The organism is Acidicapsa dinghuensis, assembly GCF_025685685.1.
In the GTDB taxonomy this organism is placed as follows: Bacteria; Acidobacteriota; Terriglobia; order Terriglobales; family Acidobacteriaceae; genus Acidicapsa; species Acidicapsa dinghuensis.
This window is the reverse complement of record NZ_JAGSYH010000013.1, coordinates 61,442-80,477: the sequence shown is the minus strand read 5'-3', so window position 1 is coordinate 80,477 and position 19,036 is coordinate 61,442. Positions and strand designations below refer to the sequence as shown.

Below are 19,036 nucleotides of genomic sequence, written 5' to 3'. Positions count from 1 at the left end.
CATCTGCAGCCATGGACTCACTACTACAACCACGAAAGACCTCATGGTAGCCTCAACTACAACCCGCCCATCAGCCGCTCCGAGATACCGCTCGCCGATGGAACAACCTCTTGAGCTTCTACAGCCACCCCGAGAGTTTTGGTAGGTTTAATGAATTACGAATCGGAAGGGTGTGGCATCAGCAGGGAGACTGCGATGAAATTTAGTGAAGAGGAGAAAGACAATCGCGAAAACGATGACGGCAAGAAGGAGAGCGACGCTTCCACGCCGCAAACCTGGGCGGAACTCATCGAATGGCGGTCGAATTATCCAGACATAATTCATAAATGGCTGCAAGTGATGGGCCGCCTAATCCTTCGGACGAAGGTCCGAGATGACGATGAATTGGGAGACCTCATTGTGGGGTGTATGTTCGCTTCCCATCGAGATATCAACGACCTGATGACACTCAGCCACACAGATTCGCATCATGGGGCACAATATTGCCTACGCGCGTTATTTGAACGCATTGTAACGCTCAAATACCTTTGTCAGAAGCCGGAGTATCTGCAGGACTTCAAAGATTACGATGCGGTGGACTGGGATCAGATTATTAACGGAATCTCTGAAAGTTTTGGTATTTCCATGGAGCCAGAGGCACGCGAGGATCTTTCCAAACGAGCGGCAGAATTACGAAAAAAGAACAAGCAGGAAAAATGCTCGGTTTGTAAAAATCAGCGCCCGACTTCGTGGACCCGCGTTGATTCGCGACAGATGGCGAAGCTGGTTGGACTGGACCACCTTTACCTGATGGCCTTCACCATTCCGTCAAAGCTGATGCATCCGACCCTATGGGGAACACGTGATAGGCTGACACGCAATACTCCGCTCTACAACACTCTTCACTGTATGCACCATCTTCTGATTGAAATCCTGATGATCCACCGCAGGCATTTCATGGGCAAGCAATACGTTACGCCAATCATGGGGAATGCGATTTTGGATTTCCTCAGCGTTTATGTGTATTCGCAGACATCATTCGACGGAGTATTGCGACGCGGCCAGGAACGAAACGGAGAGCGTATCTACTATGGCTTCTAGGAACACGAGATTCGCTCGCAGGGGAACTGCATCGCCTCGAAAATCCAAAGTTCGCGAGTCTGTATCGTTTAGTCCCGATAAACGCCCTCGTGTTCCTCAATCTCGCGTGGGTTGGGTCAGCTGTTAGTGGTTTGCCGTAGGGTTGATATTCCGGGAGTTCGATAGAAAATGCTGCCAGCTTTGCAGCGTTAAGCATTTCTTTGCGTCTAGTAAGTATCTGTATTCATGCGATGGACAGCGGCGGCTGCGACGCATTTGAGTCTGTAAGAATTTTCTATGTTGCAGCGAGATGGCGGCATGGTTTGAGGACGATCCCCCAATTTCAGGACAGCTCGAAAGTATTGGGTCTGCGATCTGTTCGCAGATTCAAACGCGCTGGTGCGCTTAAGGGCTTTCCGCTTTACCTCTTTTCGCTTAAGGGGCTCGCGCTTACGTTCCTCACTGTGTTTGTGCTGGCTGTGCTGCTGTTACAGCCGTTGAGCGCACAGCAGGCGGCGGAGCTTGTGGTGCATGTTGCTGTGACGGGAAGCGATGGCAAGCCGCTGGCCGGTTCGGTGATTGAGGGGTTTGCGCCGGGGGCCGAGGCCGATGCAACGACTCCGGATTCGGCTACTCCGGTTTGCAAGGCTGTGGCTGATGATGCGGGTCATGCGGATCTTCACTGCAAGGGTGTGCAGGAGATTCTGCTTTCGGTTGAGAAGGACGGGTATCTGGTTTCGCGATCGGAGGTATCGGCGCAGGGTGGACGGGAATCTGTGGCCGATGTGGTGCTGCAGACGAAGCCTGCGGTGAACCAGTCGATTGTGGTGCAGGCTGAGACGGAAAGTCCGGTGGAGCAGGTAGAGAGCAGTACGACGACTGTAAGCAAGGAGCAGGCGAACGCGACTTCACTGCGGCCGGTTACGCTGACGGATGCGCTGCCGCTGGTGCCGGGAGTGATTCGAACGCCGGATGGGCGGGTGCAGATTGCGGGGCTGACGGAGGATCACAGCGCGCTGATTATTAATTCGGTTGGCGTGAACGATCCGGCGACGGGCAACTTTGGATTGAGTGTGCCGGTGGATACGGTGGACAGCATTCAGGTGATGCAGTCGCCGTATCTGGCGCAGTATGGGAATTTTATTGCCGGAGTGGTGAGCGCGGAGACCAAGCGCGGCGGGGATAAGTGGGGTTACAGCCTGAACGATCCGCTGCCTGATTTTCGGATACGAAGTGGGCATCTGGTGGGCTTGCAGGATGCAACGCCGCGCTTGAATTTTGACGGGCCGCTGATTCGCAACCGGCTGTATGTGAGCGAAGGCAGCGAGTATCTGATGCACAAGGATGAGGTGCGCACGCTGCCGTTTCCGGATAACCAGGCGCGGTCGAATGCTTTCAATTCGTTTTCGCAGATGGATTGGGAGGCGGGCGCGCGGAACAGCGTGACGGCGACGCTGCATTTCGCTCCGCACACGATGCACTATGAGGGGCTGAATTATTTCGATCCGGAGCCGGTGACGCCGAACGCGAACTACCAGGAGGATACGGGGACGATTCGCGACCGGCTGGCGATTGGCGGAGGGCTGCTGTCGTCGACGTTTGCGGGGACTCGCGTTGCTTCAAACATCAGTGCGCAGGACGGCAGCGGAACGATGACGCTATCGCCGACGGGAGATACGGGCAATTATTTTGGACAGCAGACTCGGGAGGCGACGCGGTTTCAGTGGATCGAAACGTGGAACCCGAAGACGATTGAGTCGCATGGACAGCATGAGCTGCAGTTTGGATCGGTGATTGGGCATGCGGAGGATGCGGGGTATGTTGCGGGACGGGATGTGAATCTGCTGGACGCGAATGGTGCGCTGATTCAGACGATTTCGTTCTCGGGGAATGGTGCGTTTGATCTGGCTGATTTGGAGATGGCTGCGTATGGGGAAGATCACTGGATTTTGAATTCGCGGTTTGCGGCTGATTACGGGTTGCGAGTGGAGACGCAGTCGCTGACGTACACGACGCGCGTGGCGCCGAGGGTGGGGTTTACGTGGTCTCCTCATGGTTCGGAAACGACGGTGATTCGTGGCGGCGCGGGGGTGTTTTACGACAATGTGCCGCTGGATACGTATGCCTTTGGCAGCTTTCCGGAGCAGGTGATTACGACGTATGACGGCGCGGGAAATGTGGTGGACGGTCCGAGGACGTATCTGAATTTGACGGGGACGGAAGCGAAGTCGCAGTTTCCGTTCATTCATCAGGATCAGCATAGTGGGGATTTTGCGCCGTACAGCGTGGCCTGGAATGTGGAGGGTGATCGCGCGATCAACCGCTTCCTGCGTCTTCGCGCGCGGTATATCCAGGCGGATGCGCAGAACCAGTTGACGCTGACGCCGACGGTGACTTCGAAATGGAACGCGATGGTGCTGGGGACGAGTGGTTCGCTGCACACGCGGCAGGCGGAGTTTACGGCGAAGATGGGAGACACGAAGAACCGGCAGTTTTACTTCTCGTATGTGCGGCAGTTTGCGCGCGGGGAGTTTAATGATGCGGCGAGCTATCTTGGGGACTTTCCTTATCCAGTGATACGGACGCCGATTTCGGCGAGTACAACGGGTGAGATTCCGAACCGGTTTATGCTGTGGGGTTTGACGACGCTGCCGTGGAAGATGCGGATTGCGCCGCATATCGAGTGGCGTGATGGGTTTCCGTGGCAGCCGATGGATGAGTTTCAGAACTACGTTGCGCCGGGGGCGCTGCAGCCGCGGTATCCGCGGTATTTTTCGGCGGACGCACGGATCGGCAAGGATCTGCCGGTGGGGTCGCATCACGCGGGGCGGCTTTCGATTACGGTGAGGAATCTCACCAACCACAACAATCCGCTGCAGGTGCATGACAATGTAGCAGACCCGCTGTACGGCACGTTCTTTGGGAACTATGGCCGGCACTTTCTGGCGGATTTTGACATTCTCTTCTGACTTGCGGGATGAGAAGAAATAGCTGCCGGCCAGGAATATTCAAGAGTAGTGAATGAGTGTTGATGGCGGTGCAGGGGCGCTGTTGGCTGCACGCGTTTCGCGCAGGTGATGTGTTTCTTCGAAACTGACGTCCATGCGAGCGCGGACATGTGTGAACAATCGCAACAGGTCGGGGCACCACACGCTTGGGTTGTCGAAGCCTCGGGCGGTGGAATAGCGATGCGCGAGATGGCCTCCGGCACAGGTCTGTGATTCTTTGCAGTTCTGGCAGATTGCGGACAAAGGCATACCCTCGAAGATTGCCTGCGCATGCATGGTTTCGGTTCGCAAGAGATCAAAGAATGTGGAGTTGCGCACATTGAGCTTGATGCGAGCCATGCCGTTACCGCAGGCGCGCAGATTGTCGAGGCCTTCCATCTCTCCATCGGCTTCAATGAATACATACTGCGGAGGACCGTTTCCGATTGCTTCGGAGTGGCTTTGCCCTCCCATGATGACTCGCGCGACATCTTTGAGATTGTTGATTTGAAAATCCATCGTTCCCTCAAACCACCACTTGTCGAAGATGGGGATGAGGAAGTCCGCGCAGGGAGTGGGGCCATAGCGCTGCCGTATCGGATCGATGGTGTCGTGTGTGTAATGCGGCATGAGGTAGGTGACTTGTTTGCAGCCTAGGTCAAGAAAATGAGCGTGTACGCGGAGAGGATCTGCGCCCAGCGGAATGACGCATCCGACGCCGTAAGGAATCTCTGCTCTTTGCAGAAGCTTTAGTCCGCGCTCGACTTGGTCATAGGAGCCTTGCTGGCTGTGGGTCTGTCGCACGGAGTCATGGATGTCTTTTGGGCCATCCATGCTGAGACCTACGCTGACGCGATGCTTGCGCAGTATTTGAACCCATCGCGCGTTCAACAGCGTGCCATTGGTCTGCATGCCGAAGTTGACCTGCACGGTATCGCTCAGCACGGCGCGTGCCCTGCGGCACCACGCATCGAAGCGCTCGGGGCCAAGCAGGCAAGGCTCTCCACCATGGAACGCGAGAAGGATTGTGTCCTGACGGGTGACTTGGCACTGCTCGAGAGTGCGCTGCAGAGCGGCTTCGAATACTTCGTCAGGCATCAGCGGCGGACGGTCTTTCCATGTGGAATCGGCCATGTTGAAGACGTAGCAATACGAGCAGTTCAGGTTGCAGCGCGAGGCAACTTTGAGGATTACCTGGGTGATGTAGTTTTTCTGATTGCGCGGAAGTTCAGGGTTGCGGTGACGTTCGATCATTGTTGAGTCCTGTCTGGGGTTTGATGTGAGCACAGTCTTTGCATGCGAAGGCGTGAGTGACGTTCGCGTGTGTCGGATTGTCAGGATCGGATGGTGCGCAACCAACGATCCACCAGCCGCGCAGTTGCAGATGGATCGTTGCGTTGAGCCCGCAAGGCAACTGAAGGAATGCGTTGTTCCGGGCCGGCCGACGCTTTTCGCAACGGACTGGGGATTGGCCTGCAACCGGTCAACGAAAGTAAATGTGCATTGGCCCTTGACAGAAAGAATGAACACCTTCGGTCGTGGGCTTGGGGGAAGCGCCCAGATATAGCTCGACTTTGAAGGGAAGGCTTATCTGGATAACTTCAATGAAGGGGAATCAGCAGGTCACACGGCTTCATCCCACACGATGTTGATGTGGGTGAATTCGATGTGATGTGTCGGGCCGATCAACTCAGATTTCAGAGCGCTCTTGAGAGCATCCTGCACTTTGGTTTGAGTTGCTTGGGATACTGGTTTTTTGTCGACATTACCAGTGATCGTAGTTTTGGCCATTTCTCCTCCTCTAAGAACCGGAATATGAAAGGGGCCCGTTGGAAAAGCGCGGCAAGTATAGGCGCGCTCCAGAAAAATTGTCAACGAACATTCTTCTCCGCATTTTTTGGCTGTTGCCGCTTCTTTTCTGAATTGCAGGGATGCGTTGCGTGGGTGGCGCAGAGTGACGGCGGTGTCCGGTAGTGGACGACAGGATTGCGTTTTTGAACAGGCAGGAGGCAAGTCGCGATTGGCAACCTATTGCATTTATTGCCAGTTAAACACGCTTGTGTTTGGCCGGATGGGTGCAGGAACCGGGTGGAATGATCTGGGTTGGAGGTGCGCCTGTGCAACGGTTTCTGCAGGATGTGCAATATGCGCTGCGGCAGTTGAAAAAGTCGCCGGGATTTACGGCGACGGCTGTGATTTCACTGGCGCTGGGGATCGGCGCGACGACGGCCGTCTTCAGCGTGATCTACGCGATTTTGATGAATCCGTATCCGTATGCGCATACGGACCGGTTCATGCACATGAGCCTGATCGATGCGGAGGGTAAGCGCCAAGGCTTTGGGCTGAATTCGGATCAATGGCGCGAGTTGAAGAAGTCACCGGTGATCGAGGACGCGTTTGTCGAAGATGAATGGAGTTTGACGGTTACTGGGCATGACTTTCCAGAGGACGTGGAAGCGGGCTTCGAGTCGTCGAATATGTTCAACTTCCTTGGCGTGCCGATGCTGTATGGGCGCGGGTTGCAGCCTTCGGATGCGGTGGATGGGCATGAGCCTGAGCCGGTGGTTGTGTTGAGCTACAAGTTCTGGCAGCGGCATTTCAATTCTGACCCTTCTGTCGTTGGGCAAAAGCTGCAGATGGTGCACAAGGATTACACGATTGTGGGCATCGCACCTTCTCGGTTCACGTGGGGCGATGTGGATGTATATGTGCCGCAGAAGATTGTGGAGGAACCGAATCACACCTTCAATACCGAGATACGGCTGAAGCCGGGAGTGACGCGGGATCAGGCGGATGCGGCACTGCTGCCACTGTTTCAGCAGTTTGCGAAGGACCGGCCCCAGGGATTTCCGAAGGGGAGCTTTAAGGTCCACGTCTTAGGACTGAACGATAACTTTCTTCAAGATCTAGGCGGGACGCTGTATCTGCTGTTGAGTGCGGTGGCGCTGCTGCTGCTGATCGGATGCGGAAATGTGTCGATACTGCTGCTGGCGCGTGGAACGTCGCGTATGCATGAGTTTGCGCTGCGGGCGGCGGTGGGGGCGAGGCGATGGAGGATTGTGCAGCAGTTGCTGACTGAGGCGTTATTGCTGTCATTGACTGGAGCGGCGCTGGGTGTGGGGCTTGCGTATCTGTCACTTGGCAAGATCGTGGATACGCTGCCAAAGTATGCGTATCCGCACGAGGCGGCGATCCGGATTAATGTGCCGGTGCTGTGTTTCTGCGTTGCTGTGGCGATTTTGACGGGAGTGATCTTTGGATTGTGGCCGGCGCTGCAGATGTCGCGCCCCGACATGAGCCAAGTGATGCAATCGGGTACGCGCAAGGTGGCAGGCAGCGTTCGCGGAGGGCGTGCGTTGGGTTCGTTGATAGCGGGACAGATTGCATTGACGATGCTGATGCTGGCCGGAGCGGGCGCGGCGCTGGAAGGGTTTGTAAAGCTGACAACTGTGCATCTGGGATACGACCCGCACAACATCATGTCGGTACCGATTCCGGTGCATGAGAACACGTATAAGACGTGGGCGGATCGGGCGAACTACTTTGAACAACTGAAGACCAGAGTTGCCGCGACGCCGGGCGTGGCGATGGCGGCGATTTCGACGAATGCAACACCGCCTTCGAATGGAGGGGATACGCTCTTCGACATTCTGGGCCGGCCTTCTTCGCAGGAGCAAAAAGCACGGCTCAATTTTGTCAGCCCCGGATATTTTCCAGCGCTGAAGATTGGGATAGCGCAAGGGCAGATCTGGAGCGAAACAGAGAATCACAATGGGGCGCCGGTGATCGTGATTAACGAGACGATGGCGCGGAAGTATTTTCCGAAAGGCAATGCGTTGGGAGGGGCGATCAAGTTGCAACTGAAGGATGCGCCGCCGTTCAACCTGATGGCGCCGGGCGCGGATGGATGGCTGCGTGTGGTGGGGGTGATCCAGGACAAGCTGGACGATGGGTTGCGCAACCCGGTGGTGCCGGAGATGTTTGTGCCTTACACGCTGTGGATGCGGATGGGAACTCAGATTCTGGTTCGGGCGCAGGTGTCTCCGCTGACGCTGCTGCCGGCGATACGCAAGCAGATTGCCGCGGTGGATCCAGAGCAGCAGACGATCTCCGATCCGCAGGATCTGGAGCATTGGATCATGAGCGAGCCGGAGTATGAGCAGGAGCGTTTGGTGAGCTGGCTGTTTGGCGCGTTTGCGGTGCTGGCGCTGCTATTGGCGGCGGTAGGGCTGTACAGCGTGGTGTCGTATTCAGTGGCGCAGCGGACCAATGAGTTTGGCATACGCATGGCGCTGGGAGCACAGCGGGAACACATCTGGAAGATGGCGTTTCGCTCAATGAGCGTGAGTGTGAGTGTCGGAGTGGGCGTGGGGTTGGTGCTTGCATTGGCCTTGAATAAGGTGGTGGCGCATTGGGCTGAGGGAAGCTCGCGTGATCCGCTGTTGCTGGCTGGGGCGACGATGGTGCTGGTGCTGGCTGCGGCGATTGCGTGTGCGGTGCCGGCGCGGCGGGCGGCGAAGACTGATCCGATGGTGGCGCTGAGGTATGAGTGAGGCAGGGACCAGGGATCAGGGACCAGCCAGCAGGGAATAACTAGCAAAAACATACGCGGCATCCGTGGAGGCTTGATGGGATCGCTGGTGCAGGATTTGCGGTATGCGTGGCGGCAGTTGCGGAAGTCGCCGGGGTTTGCGGCAACGGCGGTGATTTCGCTGGCGCTGGGGATTGGTGCGACTACGGCTGTGTTCAGCGTGATCTGGGGCGTGCTGATGGATCCGTTTCCGTATCGGGATGCGCAGCGGATGTTTCATCTGGCCGTATTGGATAGCGCGGGAGTGCAGCGTGCGGGGTTGCTGACGCCATCGCAATTGAAGACAATTTTGCAGTCGCCGGTTCTGGAACGAGCAGCGGTCAGCGATGACTGGCGCACGACGGTGACGGGGCGGGATTTTCCTGAAGACATACACGGTACCTACTTCTCGACAAACGCCTTTGACTACTACGGCGTGCCGATGGCGTTGGGGCGCGGTTTTGTAACGCAGGATGCGCCGGAAGGGCATGATCCGCAGCCGGTGACGGTGCTGGGATACAAGTTCTGGATGGCGCGGTATGGCGGCGATCCGAGCGTGCTCGGAAAGACGATTGAGCTGGCGCATGTACCCTACACGATTGTTGGTGTGGCTTCGTCGCGGTTTACGTGGGATGACGCGGATGTCTATCTGCCGATCAAGTACGTGACGAGCGTTGATCGAACTTACTACGCGAACTACCGGCTGCGCGCGGGAGTAACGTTTGGGCAGGCAGCATCGGCACTGCAGCCACTGCTGGAGCAGTTTGCGAAAGAGACTCCGACGCACTTCCCGCTGGGCGGATTCCGTGTGGACCTGATTGGGATCAACGACTACTATCTGCGGCGGATGGGCGGAACGCTGTATCTGTTGTTTGCCGGCGTAGGTTTGCTGCTGCTGATCGGCTGCGGGAATGTATCGATTCTGCTGCTGGCGCGGGGCACGGCGCGAAGCCGCGAGTTTGCGGTGCGGGCCGCGGTGGGAGCAAGCAGGCGGCGGATGGTGGGGCAGTTGCTGATCGAGTCGTCGCTGCTGGCGGTTTCGGGCGCAGGGCTTGGCGTGGCATTGGCTTTTGTTTTACTGCGGAAGATTGTTGAGAACCTGCCGCCGGATTCGTTTCCGCATGAGGCGGCGATCGGAATCAATGTGCCGGTGCTATGTTTCTGCACGGCGATTGCTCTGCTGACGGGCGTGTTGTTTGGGTTGTGGCCGGCCTTGAAGTTATCAAGGCCGGAGCTTAGCTCTGTGATGCAGGCTGGCTCTCGCAAGCTGGCGGGAAACGTGGAGGGACGACGGTCTCTCAACTCGTTGATTGCTGCGCAGATTGCATTGACGCTGCTGCTGCTGGCTGGGGCAGGAGCAGCACTCGAGGGCTTTGTGAAGATGGCGCATGTGCGGCTGGGGTATGATCCGCACAATGTGCTGTCTGTGCTGATACCACTGCGGGAGGGAACGTACAACACGTGGGCCGAACGCTCGAACTATTTTGAGCAGATGAGAGCAGCGGTAGCGAGAGTTCCCGGCGTGACCGAGGTGGCGATTTCGACGAATGCGACACCGCCGGCGAATGGCGAGAATGCGAGATTTGAGATTCTTGGCAAGCCCTCGAATCAAGAGCAGACGTTGCAGATCAATTTTGTTAGCCAGGAGTATTTTCCTGTACTGCGGATTCCATTGGCACAGGGGCGAGTCTGGGATGCGACGGAGAATCGCAATGGCGCGGCGGTGGTGGTAGTGAATGAAACGCTGGCGCGGAAGTATTTTCCGGGCGGCGATGCGCTGGGTGGGTCGATCAAGCTGCCGGAGATGCGGGAATCGCTGCCATACAATCCGGCGTCGCCAGCGCTGCGAGGCTGGCTGCGCATCATCGGCGTAATTCCGGACAAGCTGAATGATGGATTGGATAAGCCGGTAAAGCCGGAGGCATTCATTCCCGATACGGTTTATATGCGGATGGGGACGCAGATTCTGGTGCGTTCGGCGGTGTCTCCAATGACGCTGTTGAATGCGATTCGCAAAGAAGTGAGCAAGGTAAACGCGGACCAGCAGATCGGCTCGACTGTGCGCGATCTGGATCACTGGATCACGAATGAGCCGGAGTGGGCGCGTGGGGTGCTGATCTCATGGCTGTTTGGGGCGTTTGCGGTGCTGGCGCTGCTGCTGGCGGCGGTGGGACTGTATAGCGTGGTGTCGTACTCGGTAGCGCAGCGGACGAACGAGTTTGGGGTGCGCATGGCTCTGGGTGCTCAACGGGAGCATATCTGGCGGATCGCTATGCGATCTGCCAGTGTGAGTGTTGTTGCTGGAGTGTGTGCGGGAGCTGTGTTGGCTTTGGCGCTTGATCGAATAGTGGCTGCGCACTGGGCCGAGGTGAATTCGCGCGATCCGTTGTTGCTGATTGGGTCGGCGGCGGTGCTGCTGATGGCTGCGATGCTTGCGTGCATGTTGCCAGCGCGGCGAGCGGCGAAGGTCGATCCTGTAGTGGCGCTTAGATATGAATAGGGACTAAGGGACGTAGAGACTAAGGGGCTAAGGATCAGTTAGCAGGGACCAGGGAATAACGCGCGAGAAGCTACAGGATGTATCCGTGGAGGTTGCTTTGCACTCATTCATGCAGGACTTGAGGTTTGCTGTTCGGATGCTGCGGAAGCAGCCGGGGTTTAGTGTGATTGCGGCGCTGACGCTGGCGCTGGGGATTGGCGCGACTGCGGCGGTTTTCAGCTTGATTCAAGGTGTGCTGTTGACTCCGCCACCATATGAGAAGCCTGATCAGCTGATGCTGATTCCCGCGAAGCGCGTTGATGGCAAGAAGATGGACAGTCCGCGTGACTGGGCGGCGCAGCAGTGGCTGGAGTGGCAAAAGGATGGGAAGTCGTTCCAAGGGATTGCGGCGTATCTTTGGACCTTTAATTTTCTGATACGCGATGATGGCAGTCAGTCGATGCAGGGGATGTTTGTGACGAAGGACTATCCCCGCGTCATGGGGCTGAAGCCAATGATGGGACGCGGGTTTCAGGACTCGGACTTTAGCAACGGACCTGTGAAGGCGATTGTGCTGGGGTATGAGTTCTGGCAGCGAACATTTGGCGGCGATCCACAGATTATCGGGAAGACTGTGCGCATCAGCCGCTGGGACACGCCGCCGACCGTGATTGGGGTGATGGCTCCAGGAGCGCGATTTCTGCCGTCGCCCGGTGATGCTAAGGAGCCTAACTACGACGTGAATGCGACGGTGGATTTCTGGGCTCCTGCATATCCCGATCCAAAGTCGATTAAAGAAGCGTATTGGGATGTAGTAGCGCGGCTGAAGGATGGAGTGACCGCACAGCAGGCGCAACAGGAGCTGACTGTGCTGGCGGCAAACGAGGCGCAAGGTGAGAAGAAGTTCGAGGGATTTACGCCGCAACTTGAGCCGCTGACGGATGAGATGAACCAGGACGGCAAGCGTATTCTGTTGCCGCTGCTGGGCGCGTCTGCGCTGGTGTTGTTGATTGCGTGCGGAAACGCAGCAGCTCTGCTGCTGGTGCGTGGGCTGCAACGGCAACAAGAGTACGGAGTGCGGATCGCGATGGGCATGGGGCGCATGGCGCTTCTGCGCAAAGTGATGACGGAGAGCCTGCTGCTGGCCTTGATTGGAGGAGCGTTGGGCGGCGGGCTTGCCGTGGGCGCGGTGAAGCTCTTCAAGGCGATTGCGGGTCATGCTGTGCCGCGGTTGGATGGAGTGACGGCAGGTTGGCAGGTTTTGGGGCTGGGTCTTGGAGTGGCGGTGCTGGCTGCGTTTGTCGCAGGAGTAATTCCTGCGCTGCGGGCCTTTCGGCTGGATCCGATGGAGGTGCTGAAGAGTGCTGGACCGAAGGGGACGGCGGGAACAGGCGAGCGACGGCTGCTGCAGGGAGTTACGGTGTTGCAGACAGCGCTGACGCTGGCGCTGCTGGTGGGCGCGGGGCTGCTGATTCGCACGATGGTGAAGATTGCTGAAGTGCCGTCGGGATACAGCATGGGGCGCATCCTGACGATGAGCGTGACGGATGTGCAGGGCTACTCGACCTGGGGCAACTTTCACCGGCAGGCGCTACAGCGGGTTCAAGCTTTGCCGGGCGTGCAGTATGCGGCGTTTGCCTGGGGTGTGCCGCTGACGGGGAACAACTGGCCAGCGACGATGGAGGTCGAGGGGCAGCCGCCGGCGATGAAAGAGAGCGACAAGATTGCGCTGCCGATGCGCGCGGCGACGCCCGACTACTTCAAGTTGATGGGAATTGCGTCGATCGACGGACGGGAGTTTCGTGACACAGATGACAACAAGGCTCCGAATGTGGCGATCGTAAACAAGGCGTTTGTGGATCGCTACTTTCCGAATGGCAGCGCGGTTGGGCGAAAGCTCTGGTTCAACGGGCGCGATAAGCCGGGCATCGAAATTGTCGGGGAGATTGCGAATGGGCGGACGGATGACCTGACGCAGGCGGCTTTGCCGGAGGTCTATCTACCGCTATGGCAAGCCACGGCGTTTTCCAAGCATCTGGTGATACGGACGGCAGCCGATCCGCGCACGATGGTGGCTCAGGTGGAACGCGAGCTGCGTGCGGTGGATCCGACGGCGGCGATCGAGAATGTGAGAACGCTGGAGCAGATTCGCGATGAATCGCTGTCATCGCGGACATTTGCCATGAGTCTGCTGATGGGGTTTGCGGTGGTGGGAAGCGTGTTGACCCTGGTGGGAATCTATGGCGTGCTTTCGTTGTCGGTGGCTTCGCGGCGGAAAGAGCTGGCGATCCGGAGCGCGATGGGCGCGCAGCAAGGGGACATTCGCAAGTTGATCTTCGGCGAGGGCTTTCGCTTGATCGCAGGCGGGGTGATCGCTGGGGTCGTGCTGGCTATTGTTTTGTCGCGCGTGTTGAAGTCGTTCCTGTTTGAAGTGCAGCCTAACGATCCTGCGACTTTGATTGTGGTCGGAGCCTTGTTTGTGGGAGTGGGACTGCTGGCGTGCTGGGCTCCGGTGCGGCGGGCGTCGACGGTCGATCCGTTGGAGGCACTGCGGTACGAGTAAACCGAAGGTGGTGTCGCGCCATTGGGGTGAGCGGGCGGTTGGCCCTATACCGCATGCGAATTAAAAGCACATTGGCTAGAAGCCGCGAGGCTGCCGAGGTGGTAAAACTGCACCACCTCGGGATATGCGCTTGGGAGTAGTCCTGAGCCTCAGTCTTCTATTGAGACTGGATGACGGGGCTCGGTGCGTCCGCTGGCGGCGCGGGCGTACTGGACTGGCCAGGAGATTTTCTGGTGGAGATCCTCGGCGGCGTGCAAGGGCCAGTACGGATCGCGGAGCATTTCGCGTGCGAGAAGGACGAGATCGGCCTGACCGCTGCGGATGATCTGGTCGGCCTGAGCGGGTTCGGTGATCATGCCGACAGCTCCGGTAGAAATACCAGCCTCGGCGCGGATAGTCGCGGCATGTTGTACCTGATAGCCGGGACCGACTGGGATCTGTTGAGCGGGGTGGTTGCCGCCGGTTGAGGTGTCGACCAGATCGACGCCTTCCTCTTTCAATAGCTTTGCGAGCTTGACCGATTGATCGAGATCCCAGGATGAGCCGAGGGATTCGGGCGCCCAGTCGGTGGCGGAGATGCGGACGAAGAGCGGCAGGTGATCGGGCCAGTGTTTGCGGACAGCGCGAACGACTTCGAGCGGGAAACGGGTGCGGTTCTCGAAGCTGCCGCCGTATTCGTCGGTACGTTGATTGGAGAGCGGGGACAGGAACTCATGAAGCAGATAGCCGTGTGCTGCATGGACCTCGACGATGTCGAACCCGGCGGCAAGGGCGCGGCCAGCGGCAGTGATGAAGTCGGAGACGATCTTGTCCATTCCGGCGCGGTCGAGGGCTTGCGGCAGGGCATAGGCTGAATCGAAGGGGATGTCGGATGGGGCTACGGGCTGCCAGCCGCCTTCCTGGGCAGGAATGACACGAGCCGGCTCCCATGGAATGGCCATGCTGGCTTTCCGACCTGCGTGGGCCAGTTGAACGCCGGCGTAAGAGCCATGCTGATGCAGGAAGCCGGTAATGCGGCGCAGGCCTTCGATGTGCTCGTCGCGGTAGATACCGAGGTCGGCGGGGGTGATGCGGCCTTCAGGGTTGACCGCGCTTGCTTCGGTGAGGATGAGGCCTGCGCCGCCAATGGCGCGGCTGCCGAGATGGACGAAGTGCCAGTCGTTGGAGAAGCCGTCCTGGCTGGAGTATTCACACATAGGCGAGACAGCGATGCGATTCGGGAGCGTGATGCTGCGTAGCGTCAGAGGAGCAAAAAGGTGAGGGGTCGACTCGGTCATGTTTGTTCGATGTACGAGGGGGAGATTTAGACGCAGGTCGAAATGGTTTGTATGTGAAAACAGTGCCTCCAGGAAGGGGCTTGGTGCAAGGGAGCTTTCTATAGCACTGTTCAAACCGCAGAGTATTGATATGCTTCCGACTGTAGAGCGTGACTGGACGGCGGATGGCATGTACGGCCGGTGATCCATCTCCGTGCCGCAAAGCTGCATCTGTATCATCGTGTTTCCGGTGCAGCCAGCGCTCCGTACGTGGAGATCGAGCAAGTGAAGAAACCTGCGAGTGCGAGCGATCCGCTCTGGTACAAAGACGCGATCATCTACGAACTGCATGTTCGCGCGTTTGCCGATTCAAACAACGACGGGATCGGCGATTTTCCAGGACTGATCTCGAAGCTTGATTATCTGCAAGACCTGGGCGTGACGTGTCTGTGGCTGCTGCCTTTCTTTCCATCGCCATTGCGGGATGATGGGTACGATATTGCGAATTACGAGGATGTGAATTCGTCATACGGGACGCTGAAGGATTTCAAGACGTTTCTGGATGCAGCTCATCAGCGCAATATGCAGGTGATGATTGAGCTCGTGGTGAATCATACGAGCGACCAGCATCCGTGGTTTAAGGCTGCGCGGCTTGCGCCGCCGGGTTCGCCAGAGCGCGAGATGTATGTGTGGTCGGAGACGGACCAGGTTTTCAAGGAAGCGCGCATTATTTTCACCGATACGGAGAAGTCGAATTGGACATGGGATGAGAAGGCGAAGGCGTATTACTGGCACCGCTTTTTCTCGCATCAGCCGGATCTAAACTTCGACAATCCGCGGGTAATTCAGGAAGTGCTGAAGGCGATGCGGTTCTGGCTCGACATGGGCGTAGATGCGCTGCGCATGGATGCCATTCCGTACCTGGTGGAGCGCGACGGAACGAATTGCGAGAATCTAGCAGAGACGCACGCGGTGATCAAGGAGATTCGCGCGGCGATCGATGAGGATTATGCTAACCGGCTGATTCTGGCGGAGGCGAATCAGTGGCCGGCAGATGTGCGGCCTTACTTTGGCGATGGCGATGAGTGCCACATGGCTTTTCATTTTCCACTGATGCCGCGCATCTACATGGCGCTACGGCAGGAAGATCGGCTGCCGATTACGGACATTATGGCGCAGACGCCGTCGATTCCCAATAACTGCCAGTGGGGCCTTTTTCTGCGCAATCATGACGAGCTGACGCTGGAGATGGTAACGGACGACGAGCGGGATTACATGTATCTGGCTTACTCGGCCGATCCGCGGATGCGCATCAATGTGGGCATTCGGCGGAGGCTGGCGCCGCTGGTGGACAACAATCGCAGGCGGATTGAACTGCTGAATTCACTGCTATTGAGTTTTCCGGGCACGCCGATTTTGTACTACGGCGATGAGATCGGAATGGGCGACAACATCTATCTTGGTGACCGCAATGGCGTGAGAACGCCGATGCAGTGGAACTCGGACCGGAATGCTGGTTTTTCGAGATGCGATCCGGCACGGCTGTATTTTCCGGTGGTGATGGACCCGATCTACGGATACACGGCGATCAATGTCGAAGCGCAGTTGAGCGACCAGTCGAGTTTGCTGCACTGGACGCGGAACATGATTGCGCTGCGCAAGCTGTTTCAGGTGTTCGGGCGGGGAACATTGCGTTTTTTGAGCCCTGCGAACCGGAAGATTCTTGCGTACCTGCGTGATCTTGACCGGGGTGATGGGTCGCATGAAACGGTGTTGTGTGTGGCAAACCTGAGCAGGTTTGCGCAGCCAGTGGCGCTGGATCTTTCGGATTATGCAGGATATGAGCCGGTGGAGATGCTCGGGTATGTGCCGTTTCCAAAGATTACGAAAACGCCTTATGTGCTCACACTGGCGCAGTATTCGTTTTTGTGGCTGGAACTACATCCGAACGATGGCGTAACTGAGGTCTCGGGTGAAGGGTTAGCTTAAGTTGAACTATTGACGTTATTGGTTGCGTGGCAACGTAATTGGATGGCGAACGGGAAAGACTGATGGCGGCAGCAAATCCCATTCCGGATGTGAATTCTGCGAGCGAGCGCAAGACTGCCGCGCTACTGGTGGTGGCCGGTGTAATGGATCCGGAGCAACTGGAGCAGCTTGCCGCCGTTGTTGCGGAAGGTGTTGGTGAGCAGGATGTGCTGATTGCGGCTCCGGATATGCCACCCGTGGAGTCGATTCATGGAATACGCCTGGTAGCTGCCGCAGCCTCGACACCATCATGGATACTGACGGCTTCTGATTTTGTTAATGCGAGTCAACTCGCCGCAGACCATGAGGCACGCGGTGTTTTGCTGCTTGGGCAGGGCGCATGGGGATTGCGTCCAGAGGTAATCCGGGCAATGGCGGAAGCTGTGCTTGTGAACCAAACCGATCTGGCGGTTCCCTGGTATGATCTGCCACCGCGGTCCGGCCTAATGAACTCGGCGATTCTATATCCGATGACGCGTGCTCTTTTTGCGTCTGGGGTTCGATTTCCACTGGCGGTAGATCTTGGCATGTCGGAACGCATGGTGCAGCAACTGGCTATTGTAGGCCAGCGGTATGCGGCGTCCAATCAGCCAGAGACGATTCTCTGGCCGACACATGAGGCTGTCATTGCTGGATGCAAGACCACAGAGGTGGAGGTGGGGACGCGTGAGCTGCCACAGCCGGCGCAATCGGATGTAAATGCCATCCTGACGCAGATCGCGGGGTCACTGTTCGCGGACATAGAGGCGAAGGCGGCGCACTGGCAGCGGTCGCGGCCGATTCCACCACCAATACAGCGGGCAACTACGTATGCGGTGAGCGAACCGGTGGACGTGACGCCAATGGTGGAGCAATTCCGGTCTGCGTATAGCAATCTGCAAGAGATATGGTCACTGGTGCTGCCACCGCAGTCATTGCTGGGGTTGAAGCGGCTGTCGATCGTGGATGCAGCGGCGTTCCGGATGCCGGATAGTTTGTGGGTGCGTATCGTCTATGACTTCGTGGTGGCATACCGATTGCGGACGATCAACCGCGGCCATCTTTTAGGCGCGCTGATTCCTCTGTATCTGGCGTGGGTGGCGAGTCACATTAACCTGACTGCTTCCGGTGAAGATGCAGAGACACATGTAGAGGCGGTGGCCTCTGCTTTTGAAGTTGATAAGCCTTACCTGGTTTCGCGGTGGCGATGGCCAGACCGGTTTAACCCATGATGACGAAGCGCAAGCAGATATGCCTGCTCATAACGAAGCGCTGTTGGTGGGGAAAGGAGTAAGCCGAATGACGAACGTATACGCCATGATTTTGCAGACGGATACGCAGGCTGCGACGAGCGGAAACCCGCCAGTGTGGCAGCACATGTCGGATGCACTGTTCCAATCGCTATATCGTGTGTTGACGCTGTTTATCGCGGTACTGCCTGGGATTCTCGCATTTTTTGTTGCGCTTGGCTTGTTTACCGCGATTGGCATGGCCATTTCGGCGTTGCTTCGCCGGTTGTTGAAGGTGACAAAGTTTGACGACAGACTGTTTCACGAGCGCGGCGCGGATTGGACGCCATCGAGTTCGCCGACAGAGCTGGTTGCGCGTGCGTCGTTCTGGGCGTGTGTGCTGTTGGGGCTGATTATAGGGGTGTCGGCATTTGATGCGTCCTACGCGACGGCGGCGGTGCTGCCAATGTCACTGCTGCCGTATCTGACTCAAGCGATTGGTGCGATTCTGCTGCTGTTTTTCGGCAATCTTGTGGCGAGGTTCCTGGCGCGTTCTGTGCTGATTGGAGCGGTGAACGCGCAGTTGCAATATGCGCGTTTTCTCTCACTGGGAGTGAAGTGGCTGGTGCTGGTGCTGGCGGCAGCGATGGCGCTGGATCACTTGCAGATCGGCGGCAGGATTGTGGAGCTGGCATTCAGCATTTTGTTCGGAGGCATTGTGCTCACACTGGCTCTTGCGGTTGGGCTTGGTTCGCGTGGTCTGGTGAGCCGGTCACTGGAAAGCCATGTGGAGAGGACAGCAGAGCGGCCGGTGGCGTCATCGACCGAGACGGTGGCGGCGCCTGTCGAACCATTGCGGCACTTCTGAAAGGAAGGCTGCGATGGA

The 19,036-nt window shown here is 57.5% G+C and carries 10 protein-coding genes and 1 pseudogene; 8 read left to right on the top strand and 3 right to left on the bottom strand.

The window, feature by feature from the left end; genetic code table 11:
* Positions 1-195: 195 nt before the first annotated feature.
* Positions 196-1,080 (top strand): DUF5677 domain-containing protein, encoded by an 885-nt coding sequence (locus OHL22_RS24850; RefSeq protein WP_263342603.1) that lies wholly within the window; start codon positions 196-198, stop codon positions 1,078-1,080.
* 341 nt (positions 1,081-1,421) lie between these two features.
* Entirely contained in the window at positions 1,422-4,028 is a 2,607-nt protein-coding gene (locus tag OHL22_RS24845; RefSeq protein ID WP_263342601.1) for a TonB-dependent receptor plug domain-containing protein, read from the top strand.
* Positions 4,029-4,067: 39 nt separating this feature from the next.
* Here the strand turns inward: OHL22_RS24845 and OHL22_RS24840 are convergent, their stop codons facing one another.
* Positions 4,068-5,300: a radical SAM protein gene (locus tag OHL22_RS24840; RefSeq protein ID WP_263342600.1), complete on the bottom strand. Its 1,233-nt coding sequence runs from the start codon at positions 5,298-5,300 to the stop codon at positions 4,068-4,070.
* A 369-nt stretch (positions 5,301-5,669) separates the two neighbouring features.
* Positions 5,670-5,921, bottom strand: coding sequence for a hypothetical protein (locus OHL22_RS24835; RefSeq protein WP_263342599.1), 252 nt, complete (start codon positions 5,919-5,921; stop codon positions 5,670-5,672).
* A gap of 218 nt (positions 5,922-6,139) precedes the next feature.
* Here OHL22_RS24835 and OHL22_RS24830 point away from each other — a divergent pair, with 218 nt between their 5' ends.
* From OHL22_RS24830 to OHL22_RS24820, 3 genes are all read left to right on the top strand, one after another.
* Entirely contained in the window at positions 6,140-8,599 is a 2,460-nt protein-coding gene (locus tag OHL22_RS24830; protein WP_263342597.1) for an ADOP family duplicated permease, read from the top strand.
* A 75-nt stretch (positions 8,600-8,674) separates the two neighbouring features.
* Positions 8,675-11,116 carry an ABC transporter permease gene (locus OHL22_RS24825; protein ID WP_263342596.1) on the top strand — a complete coding sequence of 814 codons (2,442 nt, stop codon included), beginning with the start codon at positions 8,675-8,677 and terminating at the stop codon, positions 11,114-11,116.
* A 109-nt stretch (positions 11,117-11,225) separates the two neighbouring features.
* Entirely contained in the window at positions 11,226-13,658 is a 2,433-nt protein-coding gene (locus OHL22_RS24820; RefSeq protein WP_263342605.1) for an ABC transporter permease, read from the top strand.
* Positions 13,659-13,807: 149 nt separating this feature from the next.
* On the opposite strand, the gene OHL22_RS24815 is transcribed toward OHL22_RS24820, so the two are convergent.
* Positions 13,808-14,935 (bottom strand): NADH:flavin oxidoreductase/NADH oxidase, encoded by a 1,128-nt coding sequence (locus OHL22_RS24815; RefSeq protein WP_263342595.1) that lies wholly within the window; start codon positions 14,933-14,935, stop codon positions 13,808-13,810.
* Positions 14,936-15,199: 264 nt separating this feature from the next.
* On the opposite strand from OHL22_RS24815, the pseudogene treS reads away from it, so the two are divergent.
* From treS to OHL22_RS24800, 3 genes and pseudogenes are all read left to right on the top strand, one after another.
* Positions 15,200-16,861 (top strand): annotated as a pseudogene (treS, locus tag OHL22_RS24810) (maltose alpha-D-glucosyltransferase); the annotation flags it as partial.
* A 104-nt stretch (positions 16,862-16,965) separates the two neighbouring features.
* Positions 16,966-18,153, top strand: a complete 1,188-nt coding sequence (locus tag OHL22_RS24805) for a hypothetical protein (RefSeq protein WP_263342591.1) — start codon at positions 16,966-16,968, stop codon at positions 18,151-18,153.
* Between the two features lie 67 nt (positions 18,154-18,220).
* Positions 18,221-19,018, top strand: a complete 798-nt coding sequence (locus OHL22_RS24800; RefSeq protein WP_263342590.1) for a hypothetical protein — start codon at positions 18,221-18,223, stop codon at positions 19,016-19,018.
* The last annotated feature ends 18 nt before the right edge of the window (positions 19,019-19,036 follow it).